Raw genomic sequence first — 18,463 nt, forward strand, 5'->3', positions numbered from 1 at the left:
ATAAAAACTCATTTAAATCACTTTGCTATTAAGTACAAATTGATTCTTAGAGCGAACCAGATTGCTTGGCAGGAGCTTAAAAATATGGCAGCTTAAAATTGACCGTGCGTAACATGAGTGACTAAGCATTGCTCTGCATTAGGTAGCAAGGATGGAATGTATTTAGTTTATTAGGGGGCACTATTTTAAAAAAGGCCTGCACTCGAAATCCTTCTAAGACGGAGGGGAGGCTGACTTATTACACCCCGGTTAAGGGTAGGATGATAGTAAAAGTTGTGCCTTTTCCTACCTCGCTTTCTACTTTGATTTTACCACTATGTTTCTTGATAATATTATAGGAAATAGATAAGCCTAAACCTGTGCCTGTGCCTATAGGTTTGGTAGTAAAAAAAGGGTCGTATAATTTTTCTATATTTTCTGGGCTAATGCCTTCACCCGTATCTTTAATACTAATGTGAATTGCCTCATCAATACAACGGGTAGTGATTTTTATTTCTCCTTGGTGAGCAATAGCTTGGCTTGCATTAACGAGCAAATTCATAAGTACTTGGTTTAATTGCCTGGGGTAACAACGTAGTGGGGGTATGTCTCCGTAATCTTTAATAATAAGGCATTTATATTTTAATTCGTTCCAGATTATTTTTAAGGTCACATCAATGCAATGGTGAATATCAGCTTCTTGGATTTCCGCTTCATCCGTGTGGGAAAATGATTTTAAATCGGATACTATAGATCCAACGCGCTCTAAGCCCTCGAGAGACTCCTTAATAATCTCTTCACTTTCAGTAATAATAAAGCCTAAATTTTTTTGTTCGACTAAAGTTTTCCATTGCTTTTGAGTACTTAAATCGAGTTGTGAAAAGACATTATTTAAATACTCAAACAATTCCCGGTAACTTTTAATATATTGGTTTAAGGTTTCGGTGTTGCTTTTAATAAAGGCGATAGGATTATTAATCTCATGAGCCACGCCCGCGGCAAGCTGCCCGATAGATACCAATTTCGCATGTTGTAATAATTGCGCTTGCGTGTTTTGCATTTCCGTATAAAGGGCCTGCAGTTTTTTATAATTTTCTTTTAATTCTTTTTCATTACGACGGCGTTCCAACAGCAAACCTAATTGATTAGCTGCGGCTAAGGTGAGATCAGAGAGTTGTTGATTACTATGGATAGCTTTAAGAGAAAAAAATTCTACCACTGCAATTACCGTATCATAAAGTTTAATAGGGATGATAAGAGCACCTTTTATGCCATTGCTTATGAGGGTTTGAGTGTGAGTTAACTCAGGGTCTAAACTAAGATCTTCAATTAAATAGGCTGCCTTTGTTTCTAATATTTTCCCCGCGAGGCCTTCCCCGGCTTTAAGAACAGTCTTTTTCACTTCATTTTGATATTTTTTAAATTGGTTTTTATCCCGTACATACCAAATATCGGTAGAATGTAGGCTTACTGTCTCATCCTCCTCACGCTCGGCACGATAGATATGGCCTATAGACCAATCGCGTAAACTACATATTTCGTTGATATAAAATTGTAGAGCTTCTTTAGTTGAAAATTCAGTTTGAGAGAGTTGACTCAGTCGATATAAAAAATCGGCTTCTTTGAAATAATAGTTGATTTGCTCACTTTGACGCTTTAATTGTTGGCGCGCTTGTTTATCTAATTCCCATTTACGCGTTAAAGAAGAAACCAGTTGTAAAATTTCTATAATATCGAAGGGTTTTTTTAAAATTAAAAAATTGTCAGAGCCTTTTAGCCGTTGATACATTTCCTCATAAGAATAATCGGAGTGGGCAGTGCAGATAACAATCTGGAGGTCGGGATCAATTTCCCATAATTTTTCAATAGTGGTAACGCCATCGATACCGGGGGGCATTAACATATCTATAAAAGCTAAAGCATAGGGGTCTTGTTTCTCGACGCTCTTTTTTACTAGCTCTATAGCTTCTAATCCTTGATAAGCTGAGTCGATAATAAACGAAGGAAAGGAGGTCGACGCATTCACTATGGATGAGTCTGAAAATACTTTATTGCGTAGCTCGTGAAGGGCGCTGTTATTTTTTTTATTTATCTCTAAGGCCTTACGAAAATCATAGTGAATGGCCTCATTGTCATCTACTACCATAATCCTTTTTTGCTGCACAATGAACTCCTTATCCTTGCAAAATGCCCCTGACTAAGTCAGGAGCAGGCTTTAACAGCGAAAAACAATCACTTAGGGCTTCCGACAGCTTCTTGCACGGAAAGTCCACCGTCATCCCGCAAACCTTTCATTAAGGACTTCGCTTGTTCTTGTTGCTCGCGGTGTGCTGCATCTAAAGAATCCAAAGAGGCTTGAGTAAGGTGAATTGCTGTTGAGCGGGGGGAGTCCAAACCAGAATCTGGACTGCCTGAGCGTGAATAATCACTACCTATACTGCTTACATCTTCAGCAGTTGTAGCCGCAGCAATGCTAATTAATTCATCATCTAGCTCTTCCTCTTGACTTAGTTGTAGCTCGCCTTGAAGGGCTATTTGATGTGGTCTCTCTTGAATTTTTCTCGCCTCTATACGGACTCGCTTATCGGCAGTAATTTGGGTGGTGCTCTCCAAAAGCAATAAATTACCAGCATTCTCTTCATCCTCGGTAAACCCATGGATACATTCTTGTTGGGCAGTAAGATCCTTAGTTACCTCATAATACTCGGGGGGCGTGAAGGTGAGGGTTGCAGATAATAAAGGCTCTATTACCCTCATTTCGGTCACAAGAAGTGATTCATCATCTTCAAAAGGAACTTTAGGGGGAGCAAGTTGATCATCAATAAGTCCTACCATTTTTTCTAAGTCAAAATGGCTTTCCAGAAATTCTGCTGGTTTTTGCTGATCATGCTCAACTTTCGCTCCCACAAAGACAGCTAAAAGCTTTTCTAAGGCTTTAAACAATTTCTTAATGGCAGAAAGTTCAATTTTAAGTTCTTTTATTGCCACTTTATTAGCCTCACGCTCTTCTGCAAGTTTCGCAAGCTCTACATCAATATCGGCCACTTGTTTTTTTCGTTGGGCTATTGTTTCTTCCATAGTGCGATTGATTTTAGCAACCTGGGTATCCAAGGCGTGAATAGATTCAATAACTTCTTCTGGAATGTACAGAGGTTCTTCATCACCTTTGGCTTTAAGGGCAGGGGAGCGATTTTCTACCGGAACATAGTTGTCAAATATTTGCTTGTTCACCTCATTGTATTGGGCCATAAAACCAATGGTTTCTCTAGTTAATTGCTCCAATTGATAGGCGGTTACCGCAATCCCTTGGAGGGCCAAGGTTTCTTTGATTGCTGCTTTGGTCGTTTCTGGAGTGCTATCCGTATATTTGGTTAATCTATCTGGTAGCACAAAGTCGCTAGATATTTTAGAGCTTAAATATTTAACCGCTTCTACAGATAAGGCTTCATTACTTTCGGCAAGCTCCCTCATCTGTCCTCTTAAATAACGTCTTAGGGTGTCTTCAACTTCTTTTTCAATAGCCGCCTTATGTTTTGCAGGGCCTCCAGCGGATAAGGTATAGCTCAGTTTGGAGGTAAACTTATATAACTCGTCCGGATCGGTAATAAAAGTACTTACATTCTTTAAAATGTTCGCTTCTAATAATTCTGGATTAAATACGGCGGGTTTTCTTCGCCCCTTACCTCCCCCTGGTGCTGCAACCATCGAGTCTAATACTGCTTTTTCAAAACTTTTGATTAAGCGGGTTTCTTCTTCTTTATTAGAAATAAAAACACCAAACTCTGCATGAATTAGATCACTTAACCGGGCCCCCCATACATTGATACTCTTAATATCAAAGAGTAAAAATTGCCCTGGATTGCCTTTATATACTCTATCTACGGAAGTTTTTAGAGCATCAACAAAAGTACCGGAAGTATCCTGATAATAGCTGGCTTTTTTATACACCTCATGAACTACTGGGGCTAGGGTTTTAACAATTAAATCAAGTTTTACGTGTAATTCTTCGGAAGTATATACCGCATCTTCAGTCATCAACTCTGCCAAATGTTTGTTGCACAGAGCTTCAACGGCTTTGCCTAAATTAGCATATTTTTGCCGATCAACAGTTAGCCCCTCACGCCCACTGCAGTAATAACCGATATCACCGTATAAAAGCTCGGATACAACCTCTCTAACAGAAAGATAATCTTTTATTTTTTCACCAAATGAAAGCTCAAACTCTCTTTTTACTTTAGCGATCGCGTCATCTTTTTCTTGTTGCAAACGGTCGAGTTCTTTTTGAGCATTTTCGATGACCAGGACGCGAGCTGCCTTTTTATCAGCGATTTCAGTTCTTATTTCTCCGCGACGTTGGATTGCAGCTTTATACTTTGTTTGTATCTCTTCGCGCACTGTTTCTAAAACTGCCTTATCGGAAGGATGTTCGGTCTTTTTACGTGCAGCAATTTCCGTCTCTATACGGGGTTTTAACTTAGAAGAAATAAAAATATCTGCTTGTTTATCTTGGCCTTCGATTTTTATTTGGACGCCATGTTTTTGGTATTTATCCTGAAATAGTTTGTCATGAACCTGGGAGGCAGATACCTGAACGTCTCGAGCCTCATTTCCACTAAAGCCCCATTCGTCAAAACTAAAGAGTGAGTGTTCATCTTCGGTGCCATAATCAATAACTAAGGATGGCTCCAGTTGTTTGCGAGTATATAAGCTACTTAAAGACTCCTCTAAGCTATCTAAATTAGTGGTATTCACTTTATGCCTGAACGATGCGAAAAGTATCTTTTTCACTAAGGCTTTGTTAATGGACTCGATGGCTTCTCCTACAACAGGCTGTAATTTACCCTCTTTTTCTAAGCTTGCATTGTATAAAGTCCACTCCCTATTACCGGATTGTTTAAATAAATCCGCTTCATCTTGATTGATGAGAATTATTTTAGGACTAACATCACCTTCGCGAGCAAGAAAATAGCGCACTGGAGGATAGGGTTCATCATCATAGCTAGGACTGCAGCTCACTGGATCTTCAGCTGAAAATAAATGGCTCAAAATACTTATCTGGTGAGCGGTACTAAGTGCCTCCAGGTTAGTTTCCTCATCAAGAAATTCTATTGATACGGGTTTAGACAAAATAGGGTCTTTTTGTAAAAAATTACCTTCTATAGGGTCTTCCTTATTCACATGGGCAAAAGCATGGGTTTCAGTTTCTGTTTCAGTAACAGTTTCCGTTTCTGTTTCTGTTTCAGCTTCCACTTCAGAATGGACTTCAGCTAAGGCAGCATTCGCAGAAGGGATACGAAACTCCTCTGCTAATCCTTTCTCCCGTTTTTTAAGAATACGCTCTTTCATGTTACTGTAGGGCTCAGCATCGCTTTCAGTAGTTTTGGCTAGTCCCATTTTTTCTCGGGCGTTATCCACTTTTTCGAATACTTCATCAAGTTTATTTTGGAAGGCAATTTTTAGTTCGTTGATAAAGACTTCTTTTTTAATTAGGCCGTACACACTTCCATATTTTGCTTTTAAACTATTATCATTCATTGCAATCATAGACGAGATGGCATTTAACTCTTTGATGCATTGGCGGAAGATAGCGCGGTGTTCTGGTTTTATCTTATCCAAGCCTTCAGCCGCCATTAGCTTAGTTAAAGCTGCTTGTTGTTGAAGCACAGCATTTTTTATTACTGCTTCTAATTCTTTTTTAATTAAAGAAACATTATTAGCATTATCAGCGAGTTCTTTTTGTCTTAACCAGCAGGCAATATCGTTACCAGTAAGTTTATAAGCGCTGCCTAAGCCCTTCTTGCCCAGATCCTCAATAATTTTATCTCTAAGCACTTGAGGTACTGCCACAGAAAATGATTGGCCGGCGGATTTATCAATAATCTTTCTCATCCGCATAATAGCTTGTTTATAATCATTATTAGTGACGGTGAAATTCAGTGTTAAGATAGCTTCAGCCTTGTTCATCTGCTTAATGTCTGCTCCTCGAGAGTGCGCTTGATCGTAAAAAGTAAAGAAGCGACCTTCTCGTTCTGATTGTTTCACCATGTCTGGAGTCAGATCAACGACAGTATCCGAACCGTCTTTATTAAGGGTTAATAATTTTTTAGTATTTGTTGCGTTATCATAGAAAATTACCCCATTCTCTTTGATGGCATTATTCTTAGTGGTTGAGCGTTGTAAGGCTATTGCTATGGCCTTAGCAACTTCTCTATTAGAGGTTTTACATAGCCCTCCCACATCAATTAAGGTCCGGGTATTTTCGGTAAACGATAAAGCCAGTTGGTCGATAAGTGCTGTAGTGTAACCCGCACCTTGAGCTATACCGGTAGTATTTAGGGTAACGGTATTTTGGCAGTTTTCTCGTCCCATGATGCCCAAAGTCATATTACCATCAGCTGCAGGGTCGAGTCTCACTGTTCTGAAATGGGATGAAGTATCTCCCGCGGTTCCAGAGAAACCGATCACCGAATCATTCACGGTACCCTGCTCATATCTATTACTATTGGCTTTACCTCCGTCAATTTCTATTTGCTCTTGAATAATTGTTCGAGCAAGCATCCGACGGAATTGGTCTTGTGCTTCGGGACTAACTAGTTGAGTTTCGAAGAATTTTTTTCTCTCCTCATTTCTTAAAAGCGGATCAACCACATCAGCAATTGCTTTTATCGCTTCAAAAAGTTCGGGGAAATCTTCAAAGGGAGCTTCTTTAGCTCCTTTACGGATTGCATTAATTAAAAACTCCAGATGTGGCTCTTCTTCTATTTGTGTCCTTTTATCAAGATAGTAAAGGAAGGTAGTGATTGCTGTCACTTCAGGGTTATCGAAACGCGAGCCTTGTGGTTTCGGAGTATTTGCTGCTGAGTAAGGAACAGCGATTAATAAAGGCTCAGTAGAGGGAACTGATTTATCTTTAGCCATTGAGCTGTAATCGTATTGTTTTGCTCCCCCTGGTGTGGTTTGGAACCATACCCCAAAATCAGTACAAGGCTCTTTCTGAGTAAAAATGTTTCTTAATGAGGGATCGCTAAGAATGGCTCTTAATAAATAGACGGTTTTTTCATGTTGGGGTTCAATTTCAACTTTTAAGGGTTTATCTTGGTTTATTATAAACTCTTGCAGTTTATGAGCATCATCAGCAATACCGAATTGTTCCAGCAATAAGTCAGCTAATTGAGCTGGAGTTTTATTGCGTTCAGCGCGTAAAACTAAAGTAATGCGTTCTAAGGGTTTAATTTCATCCCCATCTAGTGCCTCTTTTTCACCCGAGGTGTAGTTAACATCGGTAGCGAGTGGATCTTGCGTTGCATCTAGTTCATCAAACACAGAAACAGTTGTTAAAGAGCGAATTTCATTAATTAAGGTAATACATTCCATAAGCTCTTTTTCTTGCTCTGCGAGCATTTTTTCATGGGCAGTAGGCTCAACAACTGGAGACTCATCTACTGAAGGCTCACCGCTTCTATGTTGTGTTTTTTTGGTCTCGCTCATTTTGAGCAATAAATCCAAGAAAATTTCAGCTTGACATTCTATTGCATTGCGGACATGGGGAGCTTGAACTAAGACCTCTCTATTGGCAATAGTTTGTTTATAAAAAGTAAGGCGTTTATTTAAATCTGCCTTAGCATCCCTTAATGATTTTAAGAACGGGCTGTTTTCTAATCCACTATCCTCTTTATCTTTTTCAATTTTATAACGGTAAAAATCATCCTTCACCGCTCTATTACCTAATAATCTAGTTAATACCGTGGACATATCAGCTGTATTCGTTTCTAGAGCAGATTTAGGCACAATAAAACGAACTAATTTATCCCCCGTTTTGTAAAGGGCAACTAAAGGTAATAAGGAGGTTTTACCAAATCCCATTCGAGCTTGAGCTGCATCAATCTTATCAGGATCGGTTTCATTATCTAGGAGTAAACCACGGAAAATATCTACCTGGCGGGCATTACAACGATAACCCCATTCGGATTCGAATAATAAGAAAGCGCGTTGCATTTTCCTATCTTTTTCCACTTCAGCCGCGTCTTCCTCACGGACTGCTTCCGAGCCTAATAATTTATCAAGTTTATAATTTCTACGAATGTGTAACATAGAAATTGCTCTTTCCACATTATTGCGTTCGGTAAGTTCAGTGTGTATTTCATTAATATGGTTCAGTTCTGTTTTATAGAACAACATACGAGTTAGGGCATTATTGAGTACCGTTTCAATTTGGGCTCTGTCTTTAGCAGGGTAGTACTCGGTTATTCTCCGATAATCGTTTAATAAATAAGCAGAATGTAACTCAGCAAGAGAAATTTCTTGAGACGCCTGGGCTAATACGGTCTGAATTTTATCCTGAGCTAATAAGAACTCCATGTTGTATTTTTCTCGGGCTTTATCTATTTTACCAAGTAGTTCCGCCTTACCTTCAGCCTTGAGTGCATACTTCCCGCCATTCACCGCCGTTTCATAAACGAATACTTCTAGCCTATCTATAACGGTTTGAGCATCCTTAGCGCTTAAGCCTTTTTCACTTAAATAACTGGCTAATTTGGGGGCTGAGAAGAAAGCACTTGGATGTTCTAATAACTGATATTTATTTTTGGATTCTACTTTACTAATCCAACCCTCATTTTCTAGCCAGGCGAATAAGTCCTTAATATTTTCCGCCGATAATTTGCCAATTCCGTTTTTTTCTGGGGTTAATTTAAACAATTTATTTAAAGTATTTAAATTAAATAAACCATAGTTCTCGTAATAATAACCCTCTTCCTGTGCTTGAATGGATTCAGGATCACTTAGTGTTTGCAGACGCAGCTCTAGCTCCTTCTGGGTAGGATCTATCAACGCATCAAAATCACTATGGGGCATAAATTGGATTAAATCGCCAGCCTCAATAGCCTCTACAGGCATATCAGTGGTCTTAGCATTAATATTTAGAGGCCTTCTTTGCACTTCTGAAGGAGGGATTACTTTAGGTGCGAAAACAGCGAGCACTGCAGGATTTTTGTTAAACTCAGCTCTAACTCCCCGCCATAATTCAGCAAAGGGTTGGAATAAAGCAGGATCTCCTTCGGCGTTTAGTGTTTGAATTTGATCACTGAATTCACTTAGTGTTTGTTCATAGTCTTTTCTATTCCAGTGAGCTAATTTACCACGTAATGCTTGTTCCCGTTCTAAGACATAATGTTGTAATTCTATACCTATTAATAAACAATAGGCTGCATTATTTTTTCCTTCCAAGGGCTCTGTGGCGGCATATTTATTTTTTATATGTTGTAAACTTTCTAGTTCACTCTTAGTTAAAGGTGCTGTAAGTATATTTTTACCCAACATATCAATGAAAATATCCGTTTTTTCTGGATCAGTGCCTACATGGAGGATACTTTGAAAATCATTGGCAGATAATTTGCCGTCATGGCTTCTATTGAAAGAGATAAGATAATTGGTTTCTTGAACCATTTTTCTTAGCGCATTTATATTTTTTAAATAAGCTATTTTGGCTTCATTATAATGACCAGCTTTCACCTCTCTATCTGCGGGGGCGCTATTTTTATAATCAAGAAAAGCTTTGTTCATCTTTTCTCTAAACGCATCACATAGTGCTTCTTGTTTTTTTACTAAAGGAGAATCTGCAGTAAAAATAAAGTTCTCAGGATTTTCTATTTGCCTAATATTTTCCCTTATTTTATCTATCTCATCCTGTATCTTTTGTTTCGCTTGTAAAGAAACAAGATCCTTTTTAGTTATTTTAACAAGCTCACTTTTAAGCTTAGCGACTTGCGCAATAAAATATTCAGGAATAATTTTTTGTTGGAGCTCTTTTATTTGTTCTTGGATTAGTTTACGTTGAGCTTCTGCTTCTAAGCCGTCCCCTACAATAGTGGACAAAGCATGTTGTAATTTTCTTACCTCTTCACGAGAAGCCTCAACTTCCAGTTCTTCAGGTTGTGAGCGAACTTTTTTAGTAGCACCAACCCCATTTTCCGTGATCGTAAGCTCATATCGTGCCGCATCAGGGGAACGACTTTTGACGATATAAAGCCTATCATTTTCTCGGGTAACATATTGTTTTAATGCAGGTACATAAACGGTATCTTTGTCTAGGGTTAGCATTTCTTCAGCAGGGAAGAGCTTATTCAATTGTGTGGAAAGTTCTGTAGGTAAACGAGGACCACCTAATTTAATAGTAATGAGTTCTCCATTATGATCGAGCAACTTACCTACCCATTGTCCTTTAACATCAGTAGGGGAGAGTTTCAATAGCGGGGTAAAATCATGGGAGTAGGCGTGAATCGTTCCCGTAGCATCGGTAAAATAATGCTCAGCATTAATTCGAGATTTAATTGAAGCAGGTAGGTTGGTACTATGTTCTGGCTCTAAATATTGGAGCATAGTATTCTTCGCACTGCCCAAAGTCTTCAATTCCCGCTGAATTATCAACTCCTCACCATCTTCTGAAGGGGTAATACGAGCTTTTATTTCGTATTTTTTTTCAGCATTTTCTTCCATATAAACATAGGAGCCACCTAACTTTTTAAAGGGGAATTCATCCATGCCTAACAGCTGTAAAGAAAAATGAGCTTTAATATAAGCAGGCATAATGCCTTGTTTGCTTTGACCAACATATACAGCACCGTGCAAGACATCTAAGCTTACCCCTTTACCTAGGTTTATAAATCCTGGGATCTCTGATGCCGTCATCTTTTTAATAACGACTTTAGAACCATCGAATTTCTTGGCTGTTTGATATTGATTAAAGGTTGTTTTGAACTGGCGAGCACGTTCCTCTGTTAAATGACTTGCAAAGTCCACTAAGTTATCTTGTAATTGAGTTATATTAGTTTGGACAAGCGACATTTCTTTACGGTATTCGAGGTTTTCTCCTAGGTTAGCTAGCTCCTCATCAGTAGCCTGATCAAGAAGCAGCTGATAAGCTAATTTGGCACAAATTAAGCGAGAATATAATTCATCTAAATTGGCATGACGAATTTTACCTACACGGTTTATTTCATTCGCAAGATAGTTAATTTCTTTGGCAAATCCAAATAAACGATTTTGCCCTTCGGTACTTGTTTTTTCCCCATCTATACTTGCTTCCCCACCTTTACTTCCTTTTTGGGTTAATTTATTTATAAATTTTTCTACCAAGCTTCCAATAGGGGGAAGATCCGCTCTGCGAGCCTTTTCAAAGCGGCTAAAGAGTTCCAGATCGATACTTTTACATTGAATGAATAATTCATCACGAAATTCGGCGTGGGGAACTTTTAATTTACAATTATCTGCTTCAAAGTTTAGTTGATCTAAAAATTTTAATAGCTTAATCCGTTCCTTTTCATCTGCGTGTTGATAAGCGTCAATAAATGCACGAGTAAAGAATTCTCTTCCAGGCGTACTATTTATACCTTTATCACCAGATAAAAGGATTTCTTGGTCAGAAAAATAAGTTAAAAATTGGCTAGCTAGTAAGGAATTGCCATTTCGCATGGCTAAACGCTCAGCTAAAGCACGCGTTTGAGGATTAAGCCCTTCAGCTTTCGCATAGGTGGCTAAAGCTCTTTGCAAGCCTTTTTGCCCTTCATATAGGCCTTCTAGACTTACTGGTGATGCGTGTAAGGCTTTATCAATAGATTTTAATATATAAGAGGATTTAGCGGCTTGAGCCCCATCAGGCTTGACATTAAAATCTAGTGGTTCAGTACCATCAGGCGTTAATTGAGCTGAAGAAAGTGCTGCAGATAATTCACTATCTGGAGGATAAATTAAGCGCTCCCACTGCTTCACCACAGAATAAAATTCTGGACTTACCTTACGTTTTTGCTCGTCATCAGGGACAATCTCTGCTAAAGATAATTTAATTAAGGCTGATAAAAGATTACTTCTTTCCTGATTTTCCAGAGCCGCAAATCCTTTATAATACTCTTCATCAGGCTCACTTTCAGGATCGTGATAATTTTTAAGGATAGCTTCTCTTAATTCTGCAAGAAGTTCTTTTGGTGGCTGAATTGAAAGTGTGAGAATGGTTGCACTTACCGAGCCACAAAACTCCATAAGCCGTTCACTTTTATTCTCTAACCCTTTATGCTTTTGTAGTTTCTCAAGATAGCTTGCCACATTTTTAAAATAGTCAGCACAGGCCTCTGCGGAGGCCTTATCTTCCTCTGTACAAACAGGTTTTTTGTTCGCTTTTAAAAAAGCTATGGTGCTGCCATCAAGAGCATCTTGCGCTTCGGGAGATAAGAACTCGATATCGGGCCCGTCAAACTCTTTCACTAGGTCTGAGCCATCATGCAAAGCGCTAAGCTGGCGTGCTCGTAAATGCTCAACAACTGGTTTAACGGGACGGATATGGGCTTCTTTTATTTTTTTAAGACCGGCAAAGAGTTTCGCCGCTATTTCATCGCGTTTGGCAATGGCCTTATCGATGTGTACCACATTCGATGCTTTCCATCCTAACTCCTCCATTTGTGCGGGCTCTAGAGTTATTGGATATTCTGCACCTTTAAGGGCTGCAATTTTAAGAGGAGTGTGTCGTTCTATAAACTGATGGAATGCTAGGTTAACTGCTTCAGGAGCGTTTCCTTTTTTCTTTAAAAGTTCTTGAAGGGTTTCATTTCTTTCATGTTTAATAAACAGACGAAACATTTCCTTAACCCATTTTTCTTTAATGGCTAAAGGCATCTCTTCTTGAGTAAATTCTTGGGCTTGCTCAACAATTGCTTCATAATCAGTTTTAGGATCGATTATTGTATCTATAGCAGCACTGGGCTTGCTGGTTTTCACTATAACGCGTTGCTCAAAATCCTGGTATACATCTTTTCTTAGTTGAGTATTTAGATTGTGAATAGACGCTAATAATGAGCCTTCCACATACCCTATCTTGTTACTAGGATTTTCCGGGTCATACATTTTTGGGGTTTTATCTCTTTGAGTTCCCATTTTAAATGACGACAGTTCTTCTAAGATTTTATATTGAGGATTGACTTGTAAGCATTCAGTGATTATTTTTTGACGGTATTCTTTTAGCGCATTTTCTCGCTCATTAAGATTTGCTTCAAAACGATCAACTTCTACTGCTTGAACAGCTTCTTGTAATTTATCTGCAACTTTTGCCAGCGACGCTTGGGCACTTAAAAAATCATTAATCACTTTCCGAGCAGTTTCAGGGCTTGCATTATCGGCATTGATTTGATCGAGCGCCTCAAGAGCTTGGGCAATTAAATAGTTAGGAGAGCCCAGCGTAGTATGTTCTCCTAATAAGGCCGCCCGGGTAGTTTCTATTGACCGTAATAGTTGTTGGAGGTTAGGTTTGTCTTTTTCTTCTATTAATTGTTTTAAAGCTAAAGCATTTTTTAGCTTGAGCGATTCTTTACCTGATCCCAGTAATTTTCTTTCATCCGCAATTTCTTGCTCTAATTGAATTAATTTTTGATCGCAGGTAGCAAGCATTTTTTTAAGCTCGTCTTCACGCTTAAGCAGCTTGTCTACAGTAGCCATTAAATTATTGCTACTAGCTTTAATTTTATTACTAAGCTCTGAGCCTAGAGCACTATGCTGGGTAGGATAAACTTCCGCAAAGAATTTTTTCCCTAAAGCAGGGGAGGAATTACGTAAATATTCTAAGAGCGATACAACCTTTGGATTAGTTAACAAACGAGGGCTTTTAGAAACAAGTTTAAAAAAGCTATCTACCTCAATGGATTTTCTTTCTTTTCCAATGTTTAATTCAACTCTTATCTGCTCTTTTCTGGTAGAGCCACTCACAAAGCTTACAATATTGGCATTTATTATATCTTTCTCACTCGCTTTTTTAGCTTCGCTTAGTTTGGCGAGAGGTAAACATTCCTTGGCGTCATTTATATGCCGTTCATTCACACTTAGCTTCAGTATTTGATGGTTAAATAACTGTATAGATGCTTTCCAGGCTTGCGCATTAGCAAAACCTGCTAAAAGCTTAAGACCTTTTTCATTCATTACCCCATCTGTCAGGTTAAAGGGAGATTTACCTGCGCGCCAATTAAAATTGTTCCCCTTAAAGTCAGGGGAAAAAACGGCTTTAAGATCGTCAGTCCGTTTACCGGCGCTTAAATAGGCATGGTAGGCCTTAGCATGATGCTCTAATTTGCCTTCAATACGGTCAATTGCCACTTTATTTTTGGTATAACCGCCTTGCATCAATTTAGTATGGGCGGCAATTAAACCTTGGAAATATTTGGTATAATGCTCATCAGAAGGCGTTGTTTGAACCTCACTTAAAGTACGTGATAGTTCATGCAGTTCTTGGGGAGAAAGAAATTCGGAGCGAACATTTTTAAGCATATTAACATATTCTGCGGCCACCAAAGGGGTTTCGCCTTTTTCGCCGCAGATATCATTAATTAAACCTTCTTTTTCTTTTAATAGGATAGCTGTTCTTAATTTTTTGTAGCCAGGTTTCCCGATTTCATATAATTGACTGGATTGCAAACGTTTAGCAAAACAGTTATCGGTATTTTGAGGACGTTGCAATAAAGGATCGAATTTGGCTACATCGGGTCCTCCGGCGATAGCCGTGAATTTCTCAATGTAATTGTAATAAACTTTAGATTGCTCTCTTAAAGCCAGTAGGCGGCCGAGTCTTCCCATTTCACTGCGTTGTTGATTGCTCGTATGTCTGAGGCCTTTTTCTATGCTTGCTTCAGCCCAGCCAGCATATGAGTGGAGGCGTAATAAATTATTAAAATAATCTAGGCCTGCTTCACTGAGGACATTCTCTCTAGAGACGTTAAATGTTAATGCATTGGCTCGTCGAGCACTATAACCTAAACCGTTTAAGGTATATAAACCGCCCAAGGTTTGGCTTAGCATCGTATTTTCGAGGGCACCAGAGGAATCATAACAAGTGAATTTAAATTCCCCCCCCTCTCTTTTGATCGCAAGCTTCATGGCATGGCCTTCAAGGCCTGTATCAAAATAAATAGACTCGCCTTCAGCTAACTCTGAACATGCTTTCATCACACTTTTACTTAATGTTTCGGCTTTAGTATTTAAAACATGGCCTTCGATTTTGCTTGCAAAAGCTAAATTTAGATTTTCGCTATTATCTGCTGTTAATTTTTCTAATACTTTTAATCTTGCCTGTTGGGTTTCATTAGGCTTCTCTACCACTCTTAACGCGTTTAATTCGTCTACTTCTTCTTTGGTCAATCCGAAAGGAGGTTCACAAAGTACGGCATATTGGCAACCTGAAGTAGTATTAACTCTTCTCACTCTTATTTTAACGGGTTTACCTTCAAGTTCTACCTCTACAGGCTCAGTGGAATAGCCATAACCCAGTTTTACACATTGACTTAAAACTTCTGGAGCCGAGAGGGCGCGCTCAATAGCTTCTAATTTTACTTTGTTTGCTGCGACAAACTCTTTTGGAGCGGCCTTTAATTTATATTCTTGATGATCTTTTAGCGCGGCATTCATATCATAGCCGCCGAAACAGGTAGCAAAGTCGGAAACCGCATAGTTTAGTGCACGAGAACGATCAGCGTTTGCTTTATATTGTCGTATTCTTTCTTGATCTTCTTGCGTAAAACTTAGGCCGGTGGATTCAAGGAGGGCAGGATTTCCCGTAATCGCCTGAATATCTTGCATTTCCAGAGCCGAAACGAGCGCATCATCTCCACCGGTGGCAAAAACATGGGTGGCATTTAAATTAAAAGGACTGTCTTTATCCTCAGAGCTCACTGCGGTTCTAATAAGACGAGCTGTTTCGTCGCTGTCTTCAGCAGTCACCAAGGAGGATGCCACAGTTCGTAGATGGCCATGCTTATCGCTTTCAGAACTAGCCATTACTTGCGAAGCAAGTGCTATACCGAAACGACCTCCTGCGGAGATTGCTCTTTCCTCGGGGCTACGTTGTTGATCACCAAATATACTTTTTCCGGTTAAGCCTTCAGCATATTCACGGCCTGAGGCGGTCATTGCTTTATAGTCAGCATCTTCTTCTTCGGATATTTCTACCACAAATGGTGTCTCCGGGCCATTTGTCTTCTGAGCAGTCTTACTACTCTTGCTACTACCGAAGATATAATTCCATATTCCCTTTAACCAATTTAAGAAACGGGTGAAAATTCCTTCTGATTTTTCAACTTGGGGCTTTTCTGCGGGCTTAGGGGCTTCAGGCGTATTTAACTTTTTAATTTTGTGAATTATTGCTTCCCAAAGGGGCGCATCGGGGCTGGCTTCTTGTTTTTTCCAATAAGTCATGTATTTTTCTTGCCATCCCTCGGGATGTTTTGCGTCTAATTGATTCTGAATTAATAATGCTAAGGCCTTATTTTTTTCGCTTCTGTTTAAATTTCTTAAAAGAAAAAAGAGCTCGTCGGTGCTTGCTTTTTCCAGATAAAGGCCTTGATTTTCTTGGTTTAAAATAGCTTGCGCTGTTTTGGCATGAATAGAAATAAGATGATCATGGCTGGAGTGCGGTGTTTCACTAGCGCTCGAAGATGATTCAACTAATTGATTTCTAACTTTATTTCTTAAGCTTACAGGGCTAAGAAGGGGTAAGACCTCTGCATTAAAAATATTTATTTCTTCGCGATCGAGGTATTTTATAATGGATTTAATTTGTTCTAAATTCAGATTAGCAAATATTGATACTAATTCCTCAGCATATTTGGCCATTATATTACCTCACAGAGTGTATATTGTTGCTGATTATAGAAGCCACTTATAGTACAACGTGTTTATAAATGGTGTTGCAGAAGCAAATGCTCCCAGCTTCTTAGAAAAAGCAACGTATTTTTAATACTTTATATAGGATTACATCCCATTTACTTTAATTTAATTGTAGACCAATATGCTTTCTTTTGTTTCGCAGCTAAACTGAAAGCGTAGAGCAAAAAAAGATAGTCGTGTCGTTTATTTTATCATAATGACTGCTCTGTGATCCATTTGTTTTGCTCTTTACGAATTTTTTACGTTAGCAAATAAATTTTTATATTTTAGAATAATTTAATTAATTGGAGAGTAAGCCGATTTATATAGTCTGTATTCAAATATAAATAGTTCGCCTACAATAAGTATATGAAATTAAAATAGTTAATTTCCATGAGCAGAATTAAGGACAATTCTATGTTAAAGGCTTCATGTCGTTTAATACCTTTCCTATTCATAGCAGGATTAATCGCTTGCGGTGAGACCAGTGATAAAAAAGCTTATTCTATAAGGCCTGTTAAAGCTATTTTAATAAGTAACGCCGCAGCGTTTAATAATCATTCCTTTCCCGGTAAAGCCAAAGCAAGTCAAGAAGTTGATTTATCCTTTAATGAAGGTGGTTCTCTTATTGCTTTACCTATTAAAATCGGCGACAAAGTTAAAAAAGGGGAGCTTATTGCGAAATTAGATCCCAAAACCTTTGATGCGAAATTAAAAGCAGCTAGTGCAGAAGTACTTCGTGATAAACAAAATTTTAGCCGAGCTCAAGAGTTGATAAAAAAAGGACATATTTCAAAGGCTGATTTTGATTTACTAAAAGCTAAATTAGCGGTATCAGAAGCAAATATGGACTTAGCCCAAAAAGCCCTTAATGATAGTGTCCTTCTTGCACCATTTGCGGGACAAGTTGCTGATCGCTACGTAGAGAACTATCAAACAGTATCCAAACAACAGGTCATAGCACGTTTATTAGACAATTCACAAATTGAAATGGTAATTCAAATCCCTGAAAATGCCATCAGTTTGGTTCCTTATGCAAAAGATATCGTCGTACAATTTGATTCCTTTCCTCAACATTTAATTCCAGCGCAAATTAAAGAAATCAGTAATGAGGCATCTATTGATACCCGCACTTATCCGGTTACTTTAATTATGCAACAACCTAAAGATATAGAAATCTTACCTGGAATGGCAGGTAAGGTTAGAGGTAAAGTAAACCAAGGAAGCAAAGCCCAAAATAAAATAGTCCTACCGGTTTCTGCCTTAATGACTGTCGGCGAAGATAATAAGAGCTATGTTTGGGTTATTGATCCTAAAACTCAGCAAGTTCATCGCCAGCAAGTGATTATTGGTGAATTGACAGAAACAGGCATTACCATAGTAAAAGGTATCCGGCTGAATGAATGGATTGTGATCGCAGGAGTCCATTCCCTCCAAGAAGGGGACAAAGTCAGGATCTTAAATCAACAGGATAATAAATAAATGGCCTCTTTAGCAGATTATGCAATCAGCAGAAAAACAGTCAGTTTTTTTATTATTGCTTTAGTGAGCTTTGCCGGGACTATTTGTTTTTTTAATTTAGGTCGTTTAGAAGATCCTGAGTTTACCGTTAAAACAGCAATTATTACCACGCACTATCCCGGTGCCAATGCAGAGCAGGTTGAATTAGAGGTCACTGATCTTCTTGAGAAGGGTATGACCTCGAATTAATGTACTGCTTGCTTCTTATAAATAACTAGCAAATTTCTGCCAGACCAATTAATCCTGCTTGATTAATACGATCCCAAAATTGTTCCCAACGGCCTTTGGTTGA

Annotated in this window: 4 protein-coding genes; 2 read left to right on the forward strand and 2 right to left on the reverse strand. The window is 38.6% G+C overall.

Annotated elements, in window-relative coordinates:
- Positions 1-238: 238 nt before the first annotated feature.
- Entirely contained in the window at positions 239-2,143 is a 1,905-nt protein-coding gene (locus ELY15_RS06940; protein ID WP_127098938.1) for an ATP-binding protein, read from the reverse strand.
- Positions 2,144-2,211: 68 nt separating this feature from the next.
- Entirely contained in the window at positions 2,212-16,617 is a 14,406-nt protein-coding gene (locus tag ELY15_RS06945) for a hypothetical protein (RefSeq protein WP_127098939.1), read from the reverse strand.
- Between the two features lie 450 nt (positions 16,618-17,067).
- On the opposite strand from ELY15_RS06945, the gene ELY15_RS06950 reads away from it, so the two are divergent.
- Both ELY15_RS06950 and ELY15_RS06955 read left to right on the forward strand, forming a co-directional pair.
- Complete coding sequence (locus ELY15_RS06950) at positions 17,068-18,132, forward strand: efflux RND transporter periplasmic adaptor subunit (RefSeq protein ID WP_158617424.1); 1,065 nt, start codon at positions 17,068-17,070, stop codon at positions 18,130-18,132.
- The gene (locus ELY15_RS06955) at positions 18,133-18,360 is read left to right on the forward strand and encodes an efflux RND transporter permease subunit (RefSeq protein ID WP_127098941.1); all 228 of its coding nucleotides are present in this window, start codon (positions 18,133-18,135) and stop codon (positions 18,358-18,360) included. It begins immediately after the preceding gene.
- The last annotated feature ends 103 nt before the right edge of the window (positions 18,361-18,463 follow it).

Origin of the sequence: Legionella sp. km772 (assembly GCF_003989735.1) — a bacterium.
Lineage (GTDB): Bacteria > Pseudomonadota > Gammaproteobacteria > Legionellales > Legionellaceae > Legionella.